23 protein-coding genes are annotated in these 19,572 nt (G+C 32.1%); 21 read left to right on the top strand and 2 right to left on the bottom strand.

Going from position 1 to position 19,572, the window contains the following annotated elements:
• Positions 1-15: 15 nt before the first annotated feature.
• The gene (locus DFQ06_RS07910; protein ID WP_133967001.1) at positions 16-756 is read right to left on the bottom strand and encodes a tetratricopeptide repeat protein; all 741 of its coding nucleotides are present in this window, start codon (positions 754-756) and stop codon (positions 16-18) included.
• A gap of 2 nt (positions 757-758) precedes the next feature.
• Positions 759-1,361 carry an RNA polymerase sigma factor gene (locus tag DFQ06_RS07905; RefSeq protein WP_133966999.1) on the bottom strand — a complete coding sequence of 201 codons (603 nt, stop codon included), beginning with the start codon at positions 1,359-1,361 and terminating at the stop codon, positions 759-761.
• Positions 1,362-1,600: 239 nt separating this feature from the next.
• Here DFQ06_RS07905 and DFQ06_RS07900 point away from each other — a divergent pair, with 239 nt between their 5' ends.
• The 21 genes from DFQ06_RS07900 to cysM all read left to right on the top strand — a co-directional run bounded on the left by DFQ06_RS07900 (position 1,601) and on the right by cysM (position 19,544).
• On the top strand, positions 1,601-1,816 hold the full coding sequence (locus tag DFQ06_RS07900) for a hypothetical protein (RefSeq protein WP_042503174.1): 216 nt from the start codon (positions 1,601-1,603) through the stop codon (positions 1,814-1,816).
• A gap of 76 nt (positions 1,817-1,892) precedes the next feature.
• A complete protein-coding gene (locus DFQ06_RS19395) occupies positions 1,893-2,042 on the top strand; it encodes a hypothetical protein (protein ID WP_159140068.1) in 150 nt (49 codons plus the stop codon).
• Between the two features lie 67 nt (positions 2,043-2,109).
• The gene (locus tag DFQ06_RS07895; protein WP_042503172.1) at positions 2,110-2,328 is read left to right on the top strand and encodes a hypothetical protein; all 219 of its coding nucleotides are present in this window, start codon (positions 2,110-2,112) and stop codon (positions 2,326-2,328) included.
• A gap of 108 nt (positions 2,329-2,436) precedes the next feature.
• Entirely contained in the window at positions 2,437-2,622 is a 186-nt protein-coding gene (locus DFQ06_RS07890; RefSeq protein ID WP_133966997.1) for a hypothetical protein, read from the top strand.
• Positions 2,623-2,679: 57 nt separating this feature from the next.
• Positions 2,680-3,594 carry an ATP-grasp domain-containing protein gene (locus DFQ06_RS07885; protein ID WP_133966995.1) on the top strand — a complete coding sequence of 305 codons (915 nt, stop codon included), beginning with the start codon at positions 2,680-2,682 and terminating at the stop codon, positions 3,592-3,594.
• A complete protein-coding gene (locus DFQ06_RS07880; RefSeq protein WP_133966993.1) occupies positions 3,578-3,787 on the top strand; it encodes a hypothetical protein in 210 nt (69 codons plus the stop codon). Before DFQ06_RS07885 ends, DFQ06_RS07880 begins: the two co-directional genes overlap by 17 nt.
• Positions 3,784-4,842 (top strand): grasp-with-spasm system SPASM domain peptide maturase, encoded by a 1,059-nt coding sequence (gene gwsS, locus DFQ06_RS07875; protein WP_042503164.1) that lies wholly within the window; start codon positions 3,784-3,786, stop codon positions 4,840-4,842. Before DFQ06_RS07880 ends, gwsS begins: the two co-directional genes overlap by 4 nt.
• A 447-nt stretch (positions 4,843-5,289) precedes the next feature.
• Positions 5,290-5,475 (top strand): hypothetical protein, encoded by a 186-nt coding sequence (locus DFQ06_RS07870; protein WP_042497197.1) that lies wholly within the window; start codon positions 5,290-5,292, stop codon positions 5,473-5,475.
• Between the two features lie 242 nt (positions 5,476-5,717).
• The gene (locus DFQ06_RS07865; RefSeq protein ID WP_133967222.1) at positions 5,718-7,913 is read left to right on the top strand and encodes a peptidase domain-containing ABC transporter; all 2,196 of its coding nucleotides are present in this window, start codon (positions 5,718-5,720) and stop codon (positions 7,911-7,913) included.
• Between the two features lies 1 nt (position 7,914).
• Complete coding sequence (locus DFQ06_RS07860; RefSeq protein WP_133966991.1) at positions 7,915-9,207, top strand: HlyD family secretion protein; 1,293 nt, start codon at positions 7,915-7,917, stop codon at positions 9,205-9,207.
• A 140-nt stretch (positions 9,208-9,347) separates the two neighbouring features.
• Entirely contained in the window at positions 9,348-9,767 is a 420-nt protein-coding gene (locus DFQ06_RS07855) for an RrF2 family transcriptional regulator (RefSeq protein ID WP_042503159.1), read from the top strand.
• Positions 9,768-9,928: 161 nt separating this feature from the next.
• Positions 9,929-10,186 carry a DUF2061 domain-containing protein gene (locus DFQ06_RS07850; protein ID WP_042497199.1) on the top strand — a complete coding sequence of 86 codons (258 nt, stop codon included), beginning with the start codon at positions 9,929-9,931 and terminating at the stop codon, positions 10,184-10,186.
• A complete protein-coding gene (locus DFQ06_RS07845) occupies positions 10,186-10,806 on the top strand; it encodes a phosphoadenosine phosphosulfate reductase domain-containing protein (protein ID WP_042497475.1) in 621 nt (206 codons plus the stop codon). The genes DFQ06_RS07850 and DFQ06_RS07845 overlap by 1 nt, the downstream gene beginning before the upstream one ends.
• Before the next feature lie 63 nt (positions 10,807-10,869).
• Complete coding sequence (gene cysD / locus DFQ06_RS07840) at positions 10,870-11,775, top strand: sulfate adenylyltransferase subunit CysD (RefSeq protein ID WP_042497201.1); 906 nt, start codon at positions 10,870-10,872, stop codon at positions 11,773-11,775.
• Between the two features lie 83 nt (positions 11,776-11,858).
• Positions 11,859-13,106 (top strand): sulfate adenylyltransferase subunit 1, encoded by a 1,248-nt coding sequence (locus DFQ06_RS07835; RefSeq protein ID WP_074938218.1) that lies wholly within the window; start codon positions 11,859-11,861, stop codon positions 13,104-13,106.
• A 47-nt stretch (positions 13,107-13,153) separates the two neighbouring features.
• On the top strand, positions 13,154-15,244 hold the full coding sequence (locus DFQ06_RS07830) for a HEPN domain-containing protein (protein ID WP_133966989.1): 2,091 nt from the start codon (positions 13,154-13,156) through the stop codon (positions 15,242-15,244).
• 18 nt (positions 15,245-15,262) lie between these two features.
• The gene (gene cobA, locus DFQ06_RS07825) at positions 15,263-16,027 is read left to right on the top strand and encodes a uroporphyrinogen-III C-methyltransferase (protein ID WP_042503153.1); all 765 of its coding nucleotides are present in this window, start codon (positions 15,263-15,265) and stop codon (positions 16,025-16,027) included.
• 1 nt (position 16,028) lies between these two features.
• On the top strand, positions 16,029-16,655 hold the full coding sequence (locus DFQ06_RS07820) for a precorrin-2 dehydrogenase/sirohydrochlorin ferrochelatase family protein (RefSeq protein WP_042503150.1): 627 nt from the start codon (positions 16,029-16,031) through the stop codon (positions 16,653-16,655).
• 21 nt (positions 16,656-16,676) lie between these two features.
• On the top strand, positions 16,677-17,732 hold the full coding sequence (locus DFQ06_RS07815; protein WP_042503149.1) for an NAD(P)/FAD-dependent oxidoreductase: 1,056 nt from the start codon (positions 16,677-16,679) through the stop codon (positions 17,730-17,732).
• A gap of 194 nt (positions 17,733-17,926) precedes the next feature.
• A complete protein-coding gene (gene epsC / locus DFQ06_RS07810; protein ID WP_042497213.1) occupies positions 17,927-18,667 on the top strand; it encodes a serine O-acetyltransferase EpsC in 741 nt (246 codons plus the stop codon).
• The gene (gene cysM, locus DFQ06_RS07805) at positions 18,654-19,544 is read left to right on the top strand and encodes a cysteine synthase CysM (RefSeq protein WP_133966987.1); all 891 of its coding nucleotides are present in this window, start codon (positions 18,654-18,656) and stop codon (positions 19,542-19,544) included. Before epsC ends, cysM begins: the two co-directional genes overlap by 14 nt.
• Positions 19,545-19,572 lie beyond the last annotated feature (28 nt).

Genomic DNA, 19,572 nt, shown 5'->3' with positions numbered 1-19,572 from the left:
AGATATTATAACATTTCACTCTCTTAGTTTCAATTCTTTAGTTTTATGTTTAGGTAGTTCTATAAATTTTTCGGCAGTTTTTATATCGCCTTGTTCAAGATAAATAAGGCCTTTATACCAATTTGCTACTTTAGATTTTTTACCTGTATGGTATTTAGAAAGCGTGTCTAATGTTTTTAAAGCAGTATCCGAATCCTCTTTTTTATAGAAAGATAAGGCTCTAAGCAGTAAAACATCTTCATAATAAATAGTGTCTGCTTTATAATCACTAAGTAAGTTAATGGTAGATTGGTAATTCATGTCGCTATAAGTGCTGTACGCACTGCTAACGAGGCTTTTTAAAGAATCTTTTTTAGTACTACGAATGGTGTTAAAATCTAAACCAATTTTTTTATTCCAAGAACTAGCAATTAATTTATTTAAGTCTGGTTCTTGAAATGTGGAATTAAGTTGCCAAATAAAAAATGTTATAATAAAACCTGCTGCAATAGCACCAACCCATTTCCACGGCGTTTTTTTTGTAGCTATTGTTGTTTCCTTATCCTTCAATAAGGTCTTCCATTTTTCTGCTCGTACCAGTTTATCTTTATCTGGATAAGTAGTGTTTACTATATCATTGGCTGACTTATAAGCTTCGCATCTTTCGCGAAATTTTATGTCGAGTAATATTCTTTTTTCAAATTCCTTTAATTCTTCATAAGAAAGGTCTAAGTCGAAAAAACGTGTAATTAAGTCTAAATCTTTTTCTGGAATCATTATTAAGAATTATTTTTTTTCAAGTTAATTAAAGCTTCAGTAACTTTTTTAACTAGTCTTTTTTTACAATTATATTTTGCTTGTACTAAAGCTTGGTAATTATTATACCCCATTTCTTGCTGTAAATCTTTTAATTTTATATTGTTATCTAGCTCTGCTTCAATAAGTTTTTTGCATTTATCACATAACTCATTAATGGCAATAGATAAAGCTTTGTGCTTTAGTGAAATATCGTTTTCTATATCTGTTTTTTCCTGCTCTGTTATTAAAACATCATTCTTAGCTTTATTAAGACTGTACGCATTATTATCTACTAAAATAACAGAGTTCCATGGCTGTCTTTTTTTATGTAGCCATGCATTTCGGCACATCATATAAATATAGGCTATACTATTAAGAGGCAGTTCTTCTTGTTTAATAACAAAGCGTTCCCAAAATTTATGCATAGATGTTATAAAAACGTCTTGTGCATCGTCCTTTGAGTTCGTGAGAGCGGTTAGTTTGGGTAATAATTTTTTGAAAGTATCTTCAAAAAATCTATTAAAAGGAAATTCATTTCCATTAACGGCGCTATCAATTATTTTTTTGATATTAATTTCTGTCATAGGGAACCACAATGATACTAAAAATAAAGATATCTGCCTTTCTGAATTTCTTTCAGTTCTGAGGGGGAAATAAAAAAAACTTGTTATTATTTTTTTAATCTACATCATATACGTGGGAAGCTATGGTAATAGCCTTTTCTTCTTTTTAATAAAAACTTGGAACTATAAAATAGTTTCTCAAAAAAAGCGGTAGCCGAAAAGCTTATACAAATAGAGTAGGTGTTTAAATAAATTTTAAAATGAAAAAATTATCAGATTTTCAAGAAAACAAAGTAGAGTTAAAAAATGTAAAAGGGGGAACAACATTTTCTTCTCGCTTTATAAAGGCTCACCCAGGACCACTATCTGACCCAGGAAACTATATTGCTAGTGCAAGTCATGATGTCAATGGGGTTTGGTCTCACCTTGAAATGGCACCACTTGATTCTTCAATAACACCGAGATATTTAGGGTAGTAAATTGTTACTAGATAATAATATTTTATCTAGGCTTCTTTTAGATGAATAAATAAACTTTAAAACATATTAAAAAATGAAAAATTTAAATGATTACCGTGATTTTCAATTGCAAACTAAAGCAACAAAAACCGTTTTTGGAGGAACTGGAGATAACGGAATAATGAATGGGAATTGTACACCAGATCCTATAGGTGATGAAATAAGAAAGAAATTAGGATTATAATACTTAAAAGCGGTAGCCGAAAAGCTTATAAAAATAGAGTAGGTTTAATAATTAAATATCTAAAAACATGAAAAAATTATCAGATTTTAAAGAAAACAAGGTAGAGTTAAATGATGTTAATGGAGGTAGAAGTTTTCCAAGTATGTCTTTATCTGCTATAAATGAATATCCAGGAGGCGCATCTACTCCGGGAAACTACATAGCCACTATTGGTACTGATATAAACGGAAATTGGGTTTGGACTGATTATGGACCAAACGATTTTGCTCCAGCTCCTAGACCATAAACTCGCAAATTGTTTATTAAAAGTATTTTAATAGAATACTTTTTAGAGGTTTTATTAGCACCTGTAAGTCGATAAAAATAAAGCATGTATTTAATAAAATAATAAATTATGAAAAAATTATCAAATTTTAAAAGTAGCAAAATAGATTTAGAAGAAATTCAAGGTGGTTCTTATGGTAATCCTTCTCCAAAAATATCAGGATGGGTAGTTTGGGAGATGCCTGGAGGAGCTTCTACAGCAGGGAATACTCAATCATTGGTTCATGGCGATATTAGTGAGGGGTCATTTTATTAATAATTAGTTAATATTAAAAATGCTCAACCCTTAACAAGGTTGGGCATATTTCTACTTATGGTTTTACTACTAACAAATAGCCAACATGATACCACACCAGAAAGTGTAATGGATTGGTTGTCATATTATAAACAGGACTTTAAAAGGCTTCATGCAGAAAATTATTCTAATTGGGATCTTAAAAATATAAAAAAAGTGAGTACCGTTTGGTTTTGGAGATGGGGTTTCGTTAAAGGGCTTCCTCAAGCCACCGTTGTTGATAATGAAAAAAATATAATTACCTTAAATGATAATATTAGAGATGAAAATAAAATGCTATCTCAATATTTTATGTATTTGCTTAAATCTAAAAATTGGCTATCTCACCCCAGTTCTATTGATGTTAATAAATTAATTGTTTTAGATGAAGCAAAAGCTGTGGGGTTTAATATTCCTGAATATAAAATTATAAATAGTAAAAAGCAACTTCAAAATTTCAAAGAAGAACACGGTAGAGTAATAACAAAAAGCTTGGGGAATACATTTCCTTTATCTAGTAGAGAGTGCTTTACTATGTTTTATACAAAAGAAGTTACTAATATAGAGGCTGTTTCTTCTACATTTCCAAGTTCATTTATTCAAAAATTTATACCCAAAACACTCGAAATTAGAACATTTTATTTCAATAAGGAAATTTTTTCTATGGCTATAATGACGCCCAATTCAGAGGTGGATCATAGAAAATATAGTAAAGATTTACGGAAGGTACCATATCAACTTACAAAGGAAGTTGAAGATAAAATTCACCTTTTAATGGAAACCTTAAATTTAGAAACGGGCTCTCTAGATTTTATGTTAGGGCAAGATAATCTTATCTATTTTCTAGAAGTTAATCCTATTGGTCAATTTTCTATGGTATCAGAACCTTGTAATTACTTTTTAGAGAAAAAGATAGCGTTACACTTAAAAACATTACATGAAAAAAAACATTAAACAAGGGGTAGAAAATTTGCCTTTATTATATCAGCTTTCTGAAGTCGAAGAAATTGGTGGAAGTGAACCTATCCAACCAGTCGTTTCAAGGCGTCCAAACCGAGTGATAAAAATGGAGGTTTACGAATCTGTTAAAACACCTACAGGTGGAGCTCCTAAACCCGTAACTAAAAGCTTTAATTTTTTTAAATGAAATATTTCTTAATTTTTTCGAACTGCACGCTAACTATAGGTGCAACTAGAACCGTGATAAGTGATTTACAAGAAAACAAACTTTTTTTTATACCCAATGAATTATATGATATTCTAATTGAGCTAAAAAACACACCTCTAATTCAGGTTAAAAATAAATTAGATCTAGAGACCCAAGAAACGCTTATGGAATACATAAACTATTTTATAGACGAGGGTATAGGTTTTTATACAAGCTCTCCTGATAGTTTTCCAGATTTTCCTTTAGAATATGATACATCAGAAGTTATTAATAATGCTATAATCGATTTAGATGAAAAATCGGATTATGATATTAAAAAAGTAATTAATAATCTTACAGATGTTCAATGTAAATATTTAGAAGTTCGAGCTTACACTACTTTATGCTTAGAGAAAATGGAGGGTATTTTAGAGTATTGTTCTAAAGGCTACTTTAAAAATGTTGATTTTATAGCTCAGTATTCTAATGAAAAAAATTATGTAGAGCAGGTTAAAACTTTAGTATTAAATTCTCCTTTAATAGGTCGCGTTCTTTTGCATAGTGCTCCAAACGATTATGAAGACGATTTTATAAAACAAACTAAAGCGGTAATTCTAGATAATACCTGTTGTGGTGTAATTAATCAAGGTTATTTTGTGTCTACAATAGCTGTTTTTACAGAAGCTCAAAATCATAATACCTGTCTAAATAAGAAAATTTCGATCGATGTTAATGGGGATATTAAAAACTGCCCAAGTATGTCTAAAAGTTTTGGAAATATAGAAAATACATCTTTTCAACAAGCTTTAAAGGTTAAAGATTTTAAAAAATATTGGAATGTTTCTAAAGACGAAATCGAGGTTTGTAAAGACTGCGAATTCAGATATATCTGTACAGATTGTAGAGCTTATAAAGAAGACCCGGATAACGATTTCTCAAAGCCTTTAAAATGTGGTTATAGTCCTTATACAAACGAGTGGGAAGATTGGAGTACAAACCCATTAAAAGTAAAAGCAATAGAGCATTATGCTATGTCTTATCTTAATATTAAATAAAGAACAACTTTTCTTGCTATTAAATAGTTGTAATTTATTTCTTATTGTAAAAGGAGGAAAGGATGCTACGATTTGAAGTGCGAATTTTTTATAATTACTAAAATTTTAAAGAAAATGTGTTATTATTTTTTTTAAAGGTATCTAAGTATATAGAAAGCCATGTTGTAAAGTAAATTTTGTTTTGACATTAGCTTTTAAAAGCAGAAGTAACCACAAGGTTAATATAATACAAGCAGACATGAATGTTTTAATAAGTTTAATATTTTGAAATGATTACACTAGTTTTTAATTTTTAGTTAAAGTGAAAAATATAGTTAAAGGTTGTATTGAAGATAATAGTGTAACTAATTCGTGGAATACATAAAAAAAGTTAAACTCATAACAAGTAAAAGCGTAAACCGAAAAGCTTATTAATAATAGAGTAGGTATTTTATTAAATTTTAGATTATGAAAAAATTATCGAATTTTAAAGATAATAAGATAGATTTAGAACAAATCCAAGGCGGGAAAGTTTCGCCTTCATCATATTATCTAGTATGGCATGCTCCAGGAGGAGCAAGTACTCCAGGTAATTGGGTAGAAGATGGTCGTTATGATTATCCAAGTTCAATAGAAGTATGTGGATGTCAGTAGTTGGTATTTGCCATGAATAGATAATATACGCTATGGTCATCTAAGAGAAAACTACTGATGGTTATTAATTTCAATAACTTTAAATTAAAGTAATTAAATAACCCAATTCTTGCTAGAATTGGGTTGTTTAATTAAAAAACAGAGAATTTCATACTATACCAGAAAAGTGAGAGTTAGAGCAAAAACTCTGTAAATGCAGAAGTAAAAAAACTATAGAATATTCTATCTTATCAATATAAATGATTAAAAAGTTTCCTTTTTATAAACAGCTCGATTTTAAAGATTGTGGTGCCACCTGTTTAAAAATAATAGCAAAGCACTATAATAAAATAATCCCTTTACAAGAGTTACGTACCTTAAGTGAAACTACGAGATCAGGAAGCAGTTTGGCAGGATTAAGTGATGCGGCAGAAAGTATTGGGTTTAGAACACTTGGAGTCAAAATTACTTCGAAGCAATTAGAAGAAGCACCGTTACCTTGTATTTTGCATTGGAATAAAAACCATTATGTTGTTTTATATGAAATAAAAAATGGCATATATCACATTTCAGATCCAGCTCATGGATTGCTTAAATATAACCTACTCGACCTTTTAGAACATTGGATTGGTAATAACGCGAGCTCAGAAACCGAAGAAGGTATTGTTTTATTATTAGAAACAACACCTAATTTAAAAGAATATACTACAACAACTAATGAGGCCGATAAGGATTTTAGTTTTTCGTTTATATCAAAATATGTATTAAAATATAAGCAGTTTTTATGGCAATTAGTTATAGGGCTAATTGCGGCTAGTTTACTTCAGCTTGTTTTTCCTTTTCTAACGCAAAGTGTTGTCGATGTTGGTATAAAAAATCAAGATGTACACTTTATATATCTTATTTTATTTGCCCAATTAGCTTTGTTTATTGGGCGCACAGCTATTGAGGTTATTAGAAGCTGGATTCTTTTACACTTAAGTGCGAGAATAAATATATCGCTTGTTTCAGATTTTTTTGTAAAACTCATGAATTTGCCAATAGCCTTTTTCGACACGAGAATGACAGGCGATATTTTACAACGTATAAACGACCATAAACGTATAGAAAGTATTTTAACAACATCGTCGTTAAACGTGCTCTTTTCTATGGTGAATCTTGTTATTTTTAGTATTGTTTTGGCATACTATAGTTTACAGGTTTTTGGTGTGTTTTTTATAGGAAGTTTTCTTTATTTCTTATGGATTATTATTTTCTTAAAAAAGCGTAGAGATTTAGATTACAAGCGTTTTTCTCAAGTAAGTCAGGAGCAAAGTAAAGTTATTGAGCTTATAAATGGAATGCAGGAAATAAAACTACATAATGCTGAAAAACAAAAGCGATGGGGTTGGGAGTTTTTACAAGCTAAACTATTTAAAGTATCCATAGAGGGGTTAGCACTCGAACAATACCAAACTGTGGGTTCTGGTTTTATAAATGAAGTAAAAAATATTTTAATCACCGTACTCTCTGCTAAATTAGTAATTGATGGTGATATTACCTTAGGGATGATGTTGGCTATTACATATATAGTAGGGCAGTTAAACTCACCAATAGCACAACTTATTGGCTTTATTAGAGAAGTGCAAGATGCTAAAATATCGTTAGAGCGCTTGGCAGAAATTCATAATAAAGAAGATGAAGAGCAGCAAGGTGCTAATAAAATAACAGACCTTTCTCTAGATGCAGATTTAAGCCTCGAAAAGGTTTACTTTAGTTATACAGGGTCAGATCAAATGGTTTTAAAAAATCTCGATTTGACTATTCCTTCAAATAAAATCACGGCTATTGTCGGCACTAGTGGTAGTGGTAAAACCACCTTAATGAAATTGCTCTTAAAATTTTACGAACCTAATGCTGGAACTATAAAACTTGGTAATTACGATTTACAACATGTATCTCAAAAAGCTTGGAGAAACCAATGTGGTGTAGTGATGCAGGAAGGCTATATTTTTAGCGATACCATTGCTAACAATATTGCAGTTGGCGAAGATTATATAGATAAAGATAAATTGGCGCATGCGGTAGATGTTGCTAACATTAAAGACTTTATAGAAGTTTTACCATTATCGTACAACACTAAAATAGGCATGGAAGGTGTGGGTTTAAGTACTGGGCAAAAGCAACGTCTTCTTATTGCAAGAGCGGTTTATAAAAACCCTGATTTCTTGTTTTTTGATGAAGCAACCTCAGCTTTAGATGCAAACAATGAAAAAGTGATTATGGAGAAGCTGAATACTTTTTTTGAAAATAAAACGGTAGTGGTTATTGCGCACAGATTGAGTACTGTAAAAAATGCAGATCAAATTGTTGTCTTAGATCAAGGCAAAATTGTAGAAGTTGGTAATCATGAAGTTTTGGTAAAGCAAAAAGGGAATTATTATAATTTGGTTAAAAACCAATTAGAATTAGGGAAATAGTATGCCAGACAAACTAGAAGACATAGATTTAAGGAGCGAAGAGGTGCAAGAAATACTTAGCAAAGTACCACATTGGATGATACGTTGGGGGAATGTATTATTTCTTGTATTAATAATATTGTTGTTGTTTTTGTCTTGGTTAGTAAAATATCCAGATATAATTGCATCAGAAGCTTTAATAACGACTAAAATTCCGCCACAAAAAGAGTATGCTAAAATTACAGGTAAGTTAGAAGCTATTTTAATAAAAGACAATCAAGAGGTTAGTAGTGGGCAGCGTTTGGCTATATTAGAAAACACGGCTAATTATAAAGATGTATTTAAGCTTAAATCGATTATAGATACTATAACTTTAAATAGACAATATTTTAAGTTTCCAATAGATAGTTTACCTCTTTTATTTTTAGGGAATATTGAATCTCAATATGCTTTATTTGAAAATAGCTATATACAGTATCAATTAAATAAAGAATTAAAACCCTTTTCTAATGAGGCCGTAGCAAATAGATATTCCATTTCAGAATTAAATAGAAGATTACGAAGTCTTCAGTCTCAAAAAGAAATTAATAAAACGGAATTAGACTTTAAAAAGAAGGATTTACAACGGCATGTATTATTGTTTGATAAAGGTATTATTTCTGCTCAAGACTTCGAGAATAAACAACTAGAAGCGGCTCAGGCACAACGTAATTATAAGAATTTCGAATCTTCAATATCTCAAATTAGAGAAGGAATAAGTAATGCAAAGCAAACCTCTAAAGGCACTGAAATTAATAGGGTGAAAGAAGAAATGGTATTGCTTAAAAATGTTATTCAATCTTTTAATCAATTAAAAAAAGCAATTAGAGATTGGGAATATCAGTATGTTTTGCAATCTAATATTAATGGTAAAGTATCATTTTTAAATTTTTGGAATTCTAATCAAACCGTTAATCAAGGCGATTTGGTTTTTACAATTATTCCTAGCGGAAATTCCTCGTTTATAGCTAAGTTAAAAGCACCCGGTCAAAATTCTGGAAAAATTAAAATTGGTCAAAAAGTGAATTTAAAAATAGAAAATTATCCTGATACAGAGTTTGGTGTGCTTAACGGAGTTGTTAAAAACATTTCAATAGTGCCTGATGTAAATGGCTTATATGTTATAGATGTAGAATTGCCTAAAGTACTAGTGACTTCTTACGGGAAAACCATTGATTTTAAACAAGAAATGCGTGGTTCTGCTGAAATTATTACCGAAGATTTACGTTTAATAGAACGTTTTTTCTATCAGTTTAAAGAAGCTTTAAGGCGATAAATAATAAGGATAGTAATTTTTACATATATAATATTGATGCATTTTGTTTTAGCACTTTACAAAAACAAGATGCCACTAATTATAAAACTTCTTCAAAATAATTATATTAGCAAAGTGTTTTAAATAACTATATTTACCACATGCTATCTAAAAAAACTAAATACGGACTAAAAGCACTAACGTTTCTTGCTAGAGCAGAAGGCGATGCGCCAGTGCAAGTTGGTACTATTGCTAAAAGTGAAAATATTCCTCAGAAATTTTTAGAAGGAATTTTGTTAACCTTAAGGAAGTCTGGTATTCTTGGGTCTAAAAAAGGAAAGCATGGTGGTTATTATTTAAGGCAAGATCCTTCGGAAATTAAAATGACCGATGTAATGCGTGTTCTAGAAGGGCCAATTGCCATGGTGCCATGTGTGAGTCTTAACTTTTATGAAAAATGTGACGATTGCCCAGATGAGCATGCATGTAGTGTGCATAAACTCATGATTATGGTACGCGACAATACACTAAAAGTACTCCGAAACAATACGTTAGCCGATTTATCAAATACTAAATCTTGATAAAATCATGAGAAATTTTCGGTTTTCTATAAATTTTCTTCAGTTTAACCCGAAAATATTTCATTATCCTAAAAAATTCATAAAAGCTATTTGTTATGTACAAAAATATATTACATTTGTAATCCCTACTAAAACGGTAGGATTAATATAAGATTAAGAAAATGATAGCGCAAATGTTATTAAAAAATAAAGAAAAGTCTACTTATCAAGAAGATGCAGTTGGAGAAAAACCAATTAGAAGTGTAGCAAAAGCTTTAAGCTGGAGACTTATTGGAACGTTAGATACTTTAATAGTTTCTTATTTTTTAACAGGTGAACTTTCGGTAGCAGCATCTATTGCTTCTGTCGATTTTATCACGAAAATGGTATTGTACTTTTTTCACGAGCGTATTTGGAATTCAGTTAAATGGGGAAAATAATGATAGAACAATCAGAATTAAATACATTAAATGAAGCTTTTAAAAATGCTTCACCATCAGAAATAATTGCGAAAGCTTTCGAATTAAGTGATGAAGCTGTAGTAACTACAAACTTTAGACCTTATGAGGCTGCTATTTTGCACGCTGTAAATACGGTTAAAGCTAAAACACCTGTAGTTTGGTGTGATACCGGTTATAATACACCACAAACTTATAAGCATGCCGAGCAAGTTATCAAAGACTTAGACTTAAACGTGTTTTTATATGTGCCAAAACAAACATCGTCTCATAGAGATGTGGTTATGGGAATTCCTAGTGTAGATGCTCCGGAACATGCTTTGTTTACAGAACAAGTAAAGTTAGAGCCTTTTAAACGCGCTATGGACGAGCATAATCCAAAAGTTTGGTTTACAAACTTACGTCAAGGGCAAACAGCTTTTAGAGATAGTATTGGTATTTTTAGCGTAAGTAAAGCTGGAGTGTTAAAGGTGAGTCCTTTCTATTATTGGAGTGATGAAAAATTAGATAAATATTTGGAAGAAAATAATTTACCAAATGAATTTAAGTATTTCGATCCAACAAAAGCATTAGAGAATAGAGAGTGTGGTTTACACGCTTAAAATAAAATAGAGTAAATGGTTATTGGTGTTTACTTCCAATAACCAATAACAATAATAAAGATTATGAATAAAGACACATCAAATATAAATTCGTTAGAAAACGAGGCTATATACATTATGAGAGAAGTGGCAGCACAATTTGAAAAACCTGTGTTGTTATTTTCTGGAGGAAAAGATTCTATTACTTTGGTTAGATTGGCTGTTAAAGCTTTTTATCCAGCAAAAATTCCTTTTCCTTTAATGCATATAGACACGGGACACAATTTCCCTGAAACTATTGAATTTAGAGATCGTTTATGTAAAGAATTAGGTTTAGAGCTAATTGTACGTAACGTTCAAGATTCTATTGATGAAGGTAAAGTGAAAGAAGAGTCTGGTCGTTATGCAAGTAGAAATATGTTGCAAACTACTACGCTTCTTGACGCTATCGAAGAATTTAAGTTTGATGCTTGTATTGGTGGTGCGCGTCGTGATGAAGAAAAAGCAAGAGCTAAAGAACGTATTTTTTCTGTTCGTGACGATTTTGGTCAATGGGATGAGAAAAACCAACGTCCTGAATTATTCGATATGTTGAATGGTGATATTGAGCACGGACAAAACGTACGTGTATTCCCTATTTCTAACTGGACAGAATTGGATGTATGGTCTTATATAGAACAAGAAAATATTGAAATTCCTTCAATATATTTTGCTCACAAACGTAAAGTATTCTTAAGAGATGGCATGATTTGGTCTGCAGAAGACGATGTTGTTTACAGAGATGAAAATGAAGAAGTATTAGAAAAAATGGTTCGTTTTAGAACGGTTGGAGATATGAGTTGTACTGCAGCGGTATATTCAGATGCGGTTTCAATTTCTAAAGTCGTAGAAGAAATTAGAGATTCTACTATTTCTGAGCGTGGTGCTAGAATCGATGATAAACGATCTGAAGGTGCTATGGAAAAACGTAAACAACAAGGGTATTTTTAGAATATCGGTTTTGTTATTTCCGTGAAAACGGAAATCTTTTAAAATGAATACAAATTAGGCTTTTAGCCAACATTATAATAACAATGGAAGTATTAAAAATTGCAACAGCAGGAAGTGTAGATGACGGTAAAAGTACCTTAATCGGTCGCATCCTTTACGATACAAAATCATTAACTTCAGATAAGTTAAAAGCGATTGAAGACAAAAGTGAACAATTAGGATATGATTACCTAGATTTTTCATTAGCGACAGATGGTTTAATGGCCGAGAGAGAACAAGGTATTACTATTGATGTAGCACATATATATTTTTCAACTAAGAAGAAAAGTTACATTATAGCAGATACTCCTGGCCACGTAGAATATACGCGTAACATGGTTACTGGAGCATCAACATCTCAAGCGTCTATTATTTTAATCGATGCACGTAAAGGTGTTATAGAGCAAACTAATCGTCACTTTTTCATCAACAACTTACTTAGAGTTAAAGATGTAGTGGTTGCTATTAACAAAATGGATTTAGTTGATTATTCAGAAGAGACTTATAATAAAATTAAGGCCGATTTTTCTGAATTAATGAGCAAAAGAGATTACCAAGATCAAAAAATAACATTCATTCCTGTAAGTGCATTACAAGGTGATAATGTTGTAAACAAATCTGATAAAATGCCTTGGTATACAGGTGATGCTTTATTACAGCACTTAGAAGATTTGGATAAAAAAGATATCTACAATGTGGGAACACCACGTTTCCCTGTACAGTATGTTATCCGTCCTAAAACTGAAGATTTTCATGATTTTAGAGGGTATGCAGGAAAAGTTTACGGTGGTGAATTAAGCGTTGGAGATGATATTATTGTTTTACCATCTAAAACAAGATCTAAAATTAAAGATATTTATTTCTACGACGAGAAATACGAAACCGCTTCTAGACGTTCTTCTGTAACTATTACTTTAGAAAACGATATTAACGTATCTCGTGGAGACATGATTGTTAAAGAAAACGATTTGCCTACTATCGATAAACAATTTACAGCCAATGTATGTTGGATGGATTCTGAAAACTTAACTGTTGGAGGTAAATACATTGTGCAGCACGGTGTTAATAAAGTATTAGCGAAGGTTGATAGAATTAACCACAAAATTAATCCTGATTATTCAGGAATAGATAAAGAAGCAACATCTTTAGGTGTTAATGATATTGCTTCGGTTTCATTTAAATTAAACAAACCTATCTTTTTTGATCAATTCAAAAACCATAGAACAAACGGTTCGTTTATTTTAATTGATCCACAATCAAATAACACGGTTGGAGCTGGTTTTATCCAGTAACAAATAATAAAAAATATTTTTCTAATAAGAAAAAGGTCAGGTATATCATGCAAAGTTTTGAAACAGAAATAGAAAATCCAATAGTACAAAAGGATATCATTGAATTAGCCAATAAAATTGAGCTATTTAACAATGGTAAAATTGATGAAGAAAAATTTAGAAGTCTTCGTTTGGCTCGTGGCGTTTATGGCCAACGTCAAGAAGGGGTTCAAATGATTCGTATCAAGATTCCTTACGGAAAAATGAAAAGTAACCAATTACGTAGAATTGCTGATGTTTCAGATGAATATTCTCGTGGTCGTTTACACATTACAACCCGTCAAGATATCCAAATTCACTATGTGGATTTACAAAGAACGCCAGAACTTTGGGCCGAACTTGAAAAAGATGAGGTTACTGTACGTGAGGCCTGCGGAAACGTAGTAAGAAACGTAACGGCTTCCGAAACTGCGGGTATTGATGTTAACGAACTTTTCGATGTATCGCCTTATGCAGATGCGATTTTTAAATTCTTTTTACGTAACCCAATTTGTCAAGAAATGGGACGTAAATTTAAAGTGTCTTTCTCTAATACAGACGAAGATACGGGATTATCGTATTTACATGATATTGGTTTTATTGCTAAAGTAGAAAACGGTGTTCGTGGGTTTAAAGTTATGGTTGCTGGTGGATTAGGTTCTCAACCTCGTCATGCAGAAGAGCTTTACAGCTTTTTACCTGCAGATAAAATTATTCCAGTAATGGAAGGGGTTTTAAGAGTTTTCGATCGTTACGGTGAACGTAAAAGTAGAGCGAAAGCACGTATGAAATTCCTTTTAAAGGATATTGGATTAGAGGCTTTTAAAGGGTTAATTGCTGAAGAACAAAAAGCGATTGAATTTAAAACTGTAGCTATTGATGCTGATGCTTATGTAGCATCACAACCGGTTTCTGTTGAAGCACCACAAGTTGAAATTAAAGATCAAGCGGCTTTCGATTTATGGAAATCGACTAATCTTATCCCTCAAAAACAAGATGGATATGTGGCTATTGGTGTTAAAGTTTTATTGGGCGATTTTTATACTGATAAAGCACGTTTATTAGCCAATTTAATTGATAATTATGCTGCTGGTGAAGTACGTTTAACATTACGTCAAAACATAGTTATTCCTTTTGTAAAGGAAGAATTAGTACCGTTTTTCTATCAAGAACTTGAGAAATTAGGTTTTGTAGAAGCGGGTTATAATAAAGCCGTAGATATTACAGCTTGTCCTGGTACAGATACCTGTAACTTAGGTATAGCAAGTAGTACTGGTATTTCGGTAGAATTAGAACGTATGATTACGGCAGAGTATCCACAATATTTACAAAATGAAGATCTTGTAATTAAAATTAGTGGTTGTATGAATGCTTGTGGTCAGCATAATATGGCAAACATTGGTTTCCAAGGGATGACAGTTAGAACGCCTGAAAAATTAGTAGCGCCTGCGTTACAAGTTTTATTAGGTGGTGGGAATTTAGGAAATGGAAACGCCCTTTTTGCTGATAAAGTAGTAAAAGTACCAAGTAAAAGAGGTCCGGAAGCATTACGCAGAATTTTAAACGATTTTGAAGCAAATGCTAACGGAAAATCATTCGTAGATTACTATAAAGTAACAGGAGAACGTTATTTTTATGATTTATTAAACGATTTACAAGACGTCACTAACTTAACTCAAGAAGATTTTATCGATTGGGGTGAAGAAGAAAAATACGTTAAAGAAATTGGAATTGGAGAATGTGCTGGTGTTGTTATCGATTTAATTGCAACATTATTCTTTGAAAGTGAAGAGAAAATAGATAATGCTAAAGCTTCTTTTGAAGATGAGGTGTATTCTAGTGCTATATATTACGCTTACCAATCGCTAGTTAATTCCGCGAAAGCGTTATTATTAGCTGAAAATAAAAAGACTAATACGCATGCTGGAATCGTTTCTCAGTTTGATGAGTTTTTTATTGAAGGAGGTAAAATTGATTTAGGAACATCGTTTTCAGAATTAATTTACGAAATCAATAAAAATGCACCAACTAAAGATTTTGCATTAAGTTATATCGCAAATGCCGATAAGTTTTTAGCAGCAGTTAGAGCTTACAGAGAAGCTGAACAAGCTAAAGCATAAGAATACTAAAAAGCAACAATGAGTTCTAAAAACCCAATATTAACCATAGTAGGTGCAGGTCCAGGAGACGTAGATTTAATTACCCTTAAAGCTATTAAGGCTATCGAATCTGCAGATGTTATCCTTTATGATGCACTTATTAATGAGGCCTTATTAAAATATGCTTCGGCAGATGCCGAACTTATTTTTGTAGGTAAACGTAGAGGGTGTTATGCTTTTCAACAAGATCAAATAAACGATCTTATTGTATCTAAAGCTAAAGAGAAAGGGCATGTGGTACGCTTAAAAGGCGGCGATCCTTTTATTTTTGGTCGAGGTGCAGAAGAGATTGATTATGTGAGACAATTTGGATTAGAAACTTATGTTGTTCCTGGTATTTCGTCATCCATGGCCGTGCCAGCTTATCAAGGTATTCCGTTAACAAAACGAGGATCTTCAGAGAGTTTCTGGGTCATTACCGGAACCACTAAAAAGCATCAGTTATCTGGCGATGTGGCATTGGCTGCAAAATCGTCGGCAACAGTTGTTATTTTAATGGGCATGGGGAAATTGAGTGAAATTGTTCGCATTTTTTCAGAAGAAAATAAACAAGATGTGGCCGTAGCTATTATTCAAAATGGCACCAGAGATAATGAAAACGTAGGGATTGGTACTATAAGTTCTATTGAAAGTATAGTGGCAGAAAAACAATTAGCAAACCCTGCTATTATTGTTATTGGCGATGTGGTAAAGGAACGCGCAGTATTATCATCGGTCTTAGAAACGGTTAATAAAAATAAGTAATATGCTAGATGAAGCGGATAAAATAAAGACGTCGAGTTTAGTAGAAAAGGAAAGGAATAATTTATATCCTATTTTTTTAAAAACAAAAAGTTTAAATGTACTTATTGTTGGTGGCGGACATGTTGCTGAAGAAAAATTAACCTTCTTATTAAAATCGAGTCCAGATGCTCATGTTACCGTGGTGTCGCCAATGTTTCGCGAAGGCACTATAAAACTTGCAAAAACAGGTTGTGTAACATTAGTTGAAGATAGTTATAAAAAAAAGTATATTATTGGCAAGCATATGGTAGTTGCTACGACAGATATACCGGAAGTAAATGTAGAAGTTTGGAAAGACTGTAGAGCAGAATCTAAATTAGTTAACGTTGCCGATAATCCGCCGTATTGCGATTTTTATATGGGTGGTATTGTAACTAAAGGTAATGTGAAAGTGGCGATTTCTACTAATGGAAAATCACCAACTACAGCAAAACGTTTGCGTCAATTTTTTGAGGATGTTATTCCTGAAAACGTAGACGATTTAGTTAAAAATTTAAACGAGTTTAGAAAAACTATTAAAGGTGATTTTGAACAAAAAGTGGAAACGTTAAACGAATTCACAAAAGGACTAATAGAAAAAAAAGAGTAATTATATATAAAGCATAGTAAAATGATTAAAACAGATATACTAATAATTGGCGCTGGGCCAACAGGTTTATTTACAGTATTCGAAGCTGGATTATTAAAGTTAAAATGTCATTTAATTGACGCGTTGCCACAACCTGGTGGACAATGTTCAGAATTGTATCCTAAAAAACCAATTTATGATATCCCTGGATTTCCAGAGATTTTAGCTGGAGATTTAACTAAAAATTTATTAGAACAGGCAAAACAATTTGAACCTGGTTTTACTTTAGGAGAACGCGCCGATACTGTTGAAAAGCAAGAAGACGGTACGTTTATAGTAACTACAAATAAAGGAACAAAACACCAAGCACCAGTGGTTGCTATTGCTAGTGGTTTAGGTAGTTTTGAGCCTAGAAAACCACAACTTGAAAACCTTTCGAAGTTTGAAGATAAAGGTGTTGAGTATATGATTAAAGAACCAGAAGTGTATCGCGGTAAAAAAGTGATTATTGCTGGTGGTGGAGATTCTGCATTAGATTGGTCTATATTTTTAGCCGATATAGCAGAAAGTGTTACTTTAATACATAGACGTAATGAATTTAGAGGCCATTTAGATTCAGTTGAAAAAGTTCAAGAACTAAAAGATGCTGGAAAAATAAATCTTATTACACCAGCAGAAGTTACCGATATCTTAGGAGACGGTAAAGTTGAAGCGATAGAAATAACTAAAAAGGACGAAGAGCCTTTTACTTTAGAAACCGATCACTTTATTCCTTTATTTGGGCTTTCTCCTAAATTAGGACCTATTGCAAATTGGGGATTAGAGATTGAAAAAAATGCAATTAAAGTTAATAATGCTTTAGATTATCAAACTAATATCCCAGGTATATTTGCTATTGGTGATGGTAATTTCTATCCTGGTAAATTAAAATTAATACTTTGTGGTTTCCATGAAGCAACTATCATGTGCCAAGCGGCATATCAAATTATACATCCAGGAAAGAAAAATGTTTTAAAATATACTACAGTTTCTGGTGTAGATGGTTTTGATGGTACTCGTAAAGAAGCTCCTAAGGCCGTAGTTCAAGCTATAACCTAGTAAACGATAAATCTTTTTAGTGTTTTCATTAAAAAGGTCTAAACTAAACACAAGGCATGACTATCCTGCAAGGTTTCTAAAATCTTGCAGGATTTAATGTTTAAAAAAAGAAGCTTTTTAAAAGGATTAGTTTTATTTTTATAAACTGATTAAATACACCATTTAACACAATGGTATTACACATATAGCAGCAAATGAAAAGTTATAATGTTTGTTTAAAAGACACAGTTAAAGCCTTTACCAAAAAAGTGTTTTATTCTTTGTTCGATTGTGATCACGAAGCAGAACACGCCGAATATTTAGAGAAAACATTCTTGCAAATTCTAGATAAATTAGAAATTGAAAATGGCGAAAAAATATGGGAAACCTTTAAAGCGGAACTTCCAGAAATTAGAAGAAAACTAGATTTAGATGCTATTGCTTTCGAAAATAACGATCCTGCATCGCATTGTTTAGCCGAAATTTACATGGCTTATCCTGGTTTTCATGCTATTTCAATTTATAGATTAAGTCATGCGCTTTATAAACTAGGTGTTTATATTTTACCTAGAATGATGAGTGAATATATTCACGGTATTACAGGTATCGATATTCATCCGGGTGCTACTATTGGCGAATCGTTTTATATCGATCACGGTACAGGAATTGTAATTGGTGAAACTTCTATAATTGGAGAGCAAGTAAAAATATATCAAGGAGTTACTTTAGGTGGTATTCAAGTTTCAAAAGACTTGGCTTCTACTAAAAGACACCCAACTATAGATGATAATGTTACCATTTACGCCAACGCAACCATTTTAGGAGGCGATATTGTAATTGGTAAAAATAGTATTATTGGAGCTAATGTTTGGATTACCCAATCGGTACCCGAAGATTCATTAGTAACATATCAAACAGAAATTAAAATTAGACCGAAGAAAAATGGCATACGGTAAAACAATATTAGACGAAATAGGAAATACACCTTTAGTTGAAGCAACGCATTTAATTAATAAAGAAGGTGTGCGTTTATTTTTGAAGTTAGAAGGAAATAATCCTGGCGGAAGCGTAAAAGATCGTGCTGCTTTCAATATGATTTCTGAAGCTTTAAAACGTGGCGATATTAAAAAGGGAGGTACTTTAGTTGAAGCAACCAGTGGAAATACAGGAATTGCTTTAGCTTTTATAGCACAACTTTTAGGATTGAACATGGTATTAATTATGCCTGAAAATTCTACAGTAGAACGTGTTAAAACCATGCGGGCTTATGGTGCTGAGGTAATTTTAACGCCAGCGGATATCGGAATTGAAGGTTCTAGAGATGTTGCTTTTAAACTACGTGATGAAAAAGGGTATACCGTTCTAAATCAGTTTGAAAATGATGATAACTGGAAAGCGCATTATAAAACAACAGGTCCGGAAATATGGAGAGATACAGAAGGAGAAATAACACATTTTGTTGCCACTATGGGAACAACAGGAACCATTATGGGAACCTCTACATTTCTTAAAGAAAAAAATCCGAATATTACAATAGTTGGAGCGCAACCGGCTGATGGTGCAAAAATACCTGGGATCAGAAAATGGTCTCCAGAGTATGTACCTAAGTTTTTTGATCGTTCAAAAGTAGATGTTGTTATAGATGTAACCGAAGAAGATGCTAAAAATATAACACAACGTTTAGCAAAAGAAGAAGGCGTTTTTGCAGGTATGAGTAGTGGTGGTTCTGTTTTCTGTGCTTTGCAAATTGCAGAGTCTTTAGAAAGCGGAGTTGTAGTTGCTATTATTTGCGACCGTGGCGATCGTTATTTGTCGTCTAGTCTATTTGAATAGTCTAATAATTTTCGCAATATCACAAGGA

The sequence above is a fragment of the Algibacter lectus genome, from assembly GCF_004368925.1.
GTDB classification, from domain to species: domain Bacteria; phylum Bacteroidota; class Bacteroidia; order Flavobacteriales; family Flavobacteriaceae; genus Algibacter; species Algibacter lectus.
This window is presented reverse-complemented; position numbering and strand designations above follow the sequence as displayed.

Excerpts from the sequence above, each read along its gene's own strand:
- DFQ06_RS07820 (WP_042503150.1), top strand. The coding sequence starts at position 16,029 with ATGCTAGATGAAGCGGATAAAATAAAGACGTCGAGTTTAGTAGAAAAG.
- DFQ06_RS07880 (WP_133966993.1), top strand. The coding sequence starts at position 3,578 with ATGAAAAAAAACATTAAACAAGGGGTAGAAAATTTGCCTTTATTATAT.
- cysD (WP_042497201.1), top strand. The coding sequence starts at position 10,870 with ATGAATAAAGACACATCAAATATAAATTCGTTAGAAAACGAGGCTATA.
- DFQ06_RS07885 (WP_133966995.1), top strand. The coding sequence starts at position 2,680 with ATGGTTTTACTACTAACAAATAGCCAACATGATACCACACCAGAAAGT.
- DFQ06_RS07890 (WP_133966997.1), top strand. The coding sequence starts at position 2,437 with ATGAAAAAATTATCAAATTTTAAAAGTAGCAAAATAGATTTAGAAGAA.
- cobA (WP_042503153.1), top strand. The coding sequence starts at position 15,263 with ATGAGTTCTAAAAACCCAATATTAACCATAGTAGGTGCAGGTCCAGGA.
- DFQ06_RS07830 (WP_133966989.1), top strand. The coding sequence starts at position 13,154 with ATGCAAAGTTTTGAAACAGAAATAGAAAATCCAATAGTACAAAAGGAT.
- epsC (WP_042497213.1), top strand. The coding sequence starts at position 17,927 with ATGAAAAGTTATAATGTTTGTTTAAAAGACACAGTTAAAGCCTTTACC.
- DFQ06_RS07835 (WP_074938218.1), top strand. The coding sequence starts at position 11,859 with ATGGAAGTATTAAAAATTGCAACAGCAGGAAGTGTAGATGACGGTAAA.
- gwsS (WP_042503164.1), top strand. The coding sequence starts at position 3,784 with ATGAAATATTTCTTAATTTTTTCGAACTGCACGCTAACTATAGGTGCA.
- DFQ06_RS07855 (WP_042503159.1), top strand. The coding sequence starts at position 9,348 with ATGCTATCTAAAAAAACTAAATACGGACTAAAAGCACTAACGTTTCTT.
- cysM (WP_133966987.1), top strand. The coding sequence starts at position 18,654 with ATGGCATACGGTAAAACAATATTAGACGAAATAGGAAATACACCTTTA.
- DFQ06_RS07900 (WP_042503174.1), top strand. The coding sequence starts at position 1,601 with ATGAAAAAATTATCAGATTTTCAAGAAAACAAAGTAGAGTTAAAAAAT.
- DFQ06_RS07910 (WP_133967001.1), bottom strand. The coding sequence starts at position 756 with ATGATTCCAGAAAAAGATTTAGACTTAATTACACGTTTTTTCGACTTA.
- DFQ06_RS07860 (WP_133966991.1), top strand. The coding sequence starts at position 7,915 with ATGCCAGACAAACTAGAAGACATAGATTTAAGGAGCGAAGAGGTGCAA.
- DFQ06_RS07870 (WP_042497197.1), top strand. The coding sequence starts at position 5,290 with ATGAAAAAATTATCGAATTTTAAAGATAATAAGATAGATTTAGAACAA.
- DFQ06_RS07845 (WP_042497475.1), top strand. The coding sequence starts at position 10,186 with ATGATAGAACAATCAGAATTAAATACATTAAATGAAGCTTTTAAAAAT.
- DFQ06_RS07815 (WP_042503149.1), top strand. The coding sequence starts at position 16,677 with ATGATTAAAACAGATATACTAATAATTGGCGCTGGGCCAACAGGTTTA.
- DFQ06_RS19395 (WP_159140068.1), top strand. The coding sequence starts at position 1,893 with ATGAAAAATTTAAATGATTACCGTGATTTTCAATTGCAAACTAAAGCA.
- DFQ06_RS07905 (WP_133966999.1), bottom strand. The coding sequence starts at position 1,361 with ATGACAGAAATTAATATCAAAAAAATAATTGATAGCGCCGTTAATGGA.
- DFQ06_RS07850 (WP_042497199.1), top strand. The coding sequence starts at position 9,929 with ATGATAGCGCAAATGTTATTAAAAAATAAAGAAAAGTCTACTTATCAA.
- DFQ06_RS07895 (WP_042503172.1), top strand. The coding sequence starts at position 2,110 with ATGAAAAAATTATCAGATTTTAAAGAAAACAAGGTAGAGTTAAATGAT.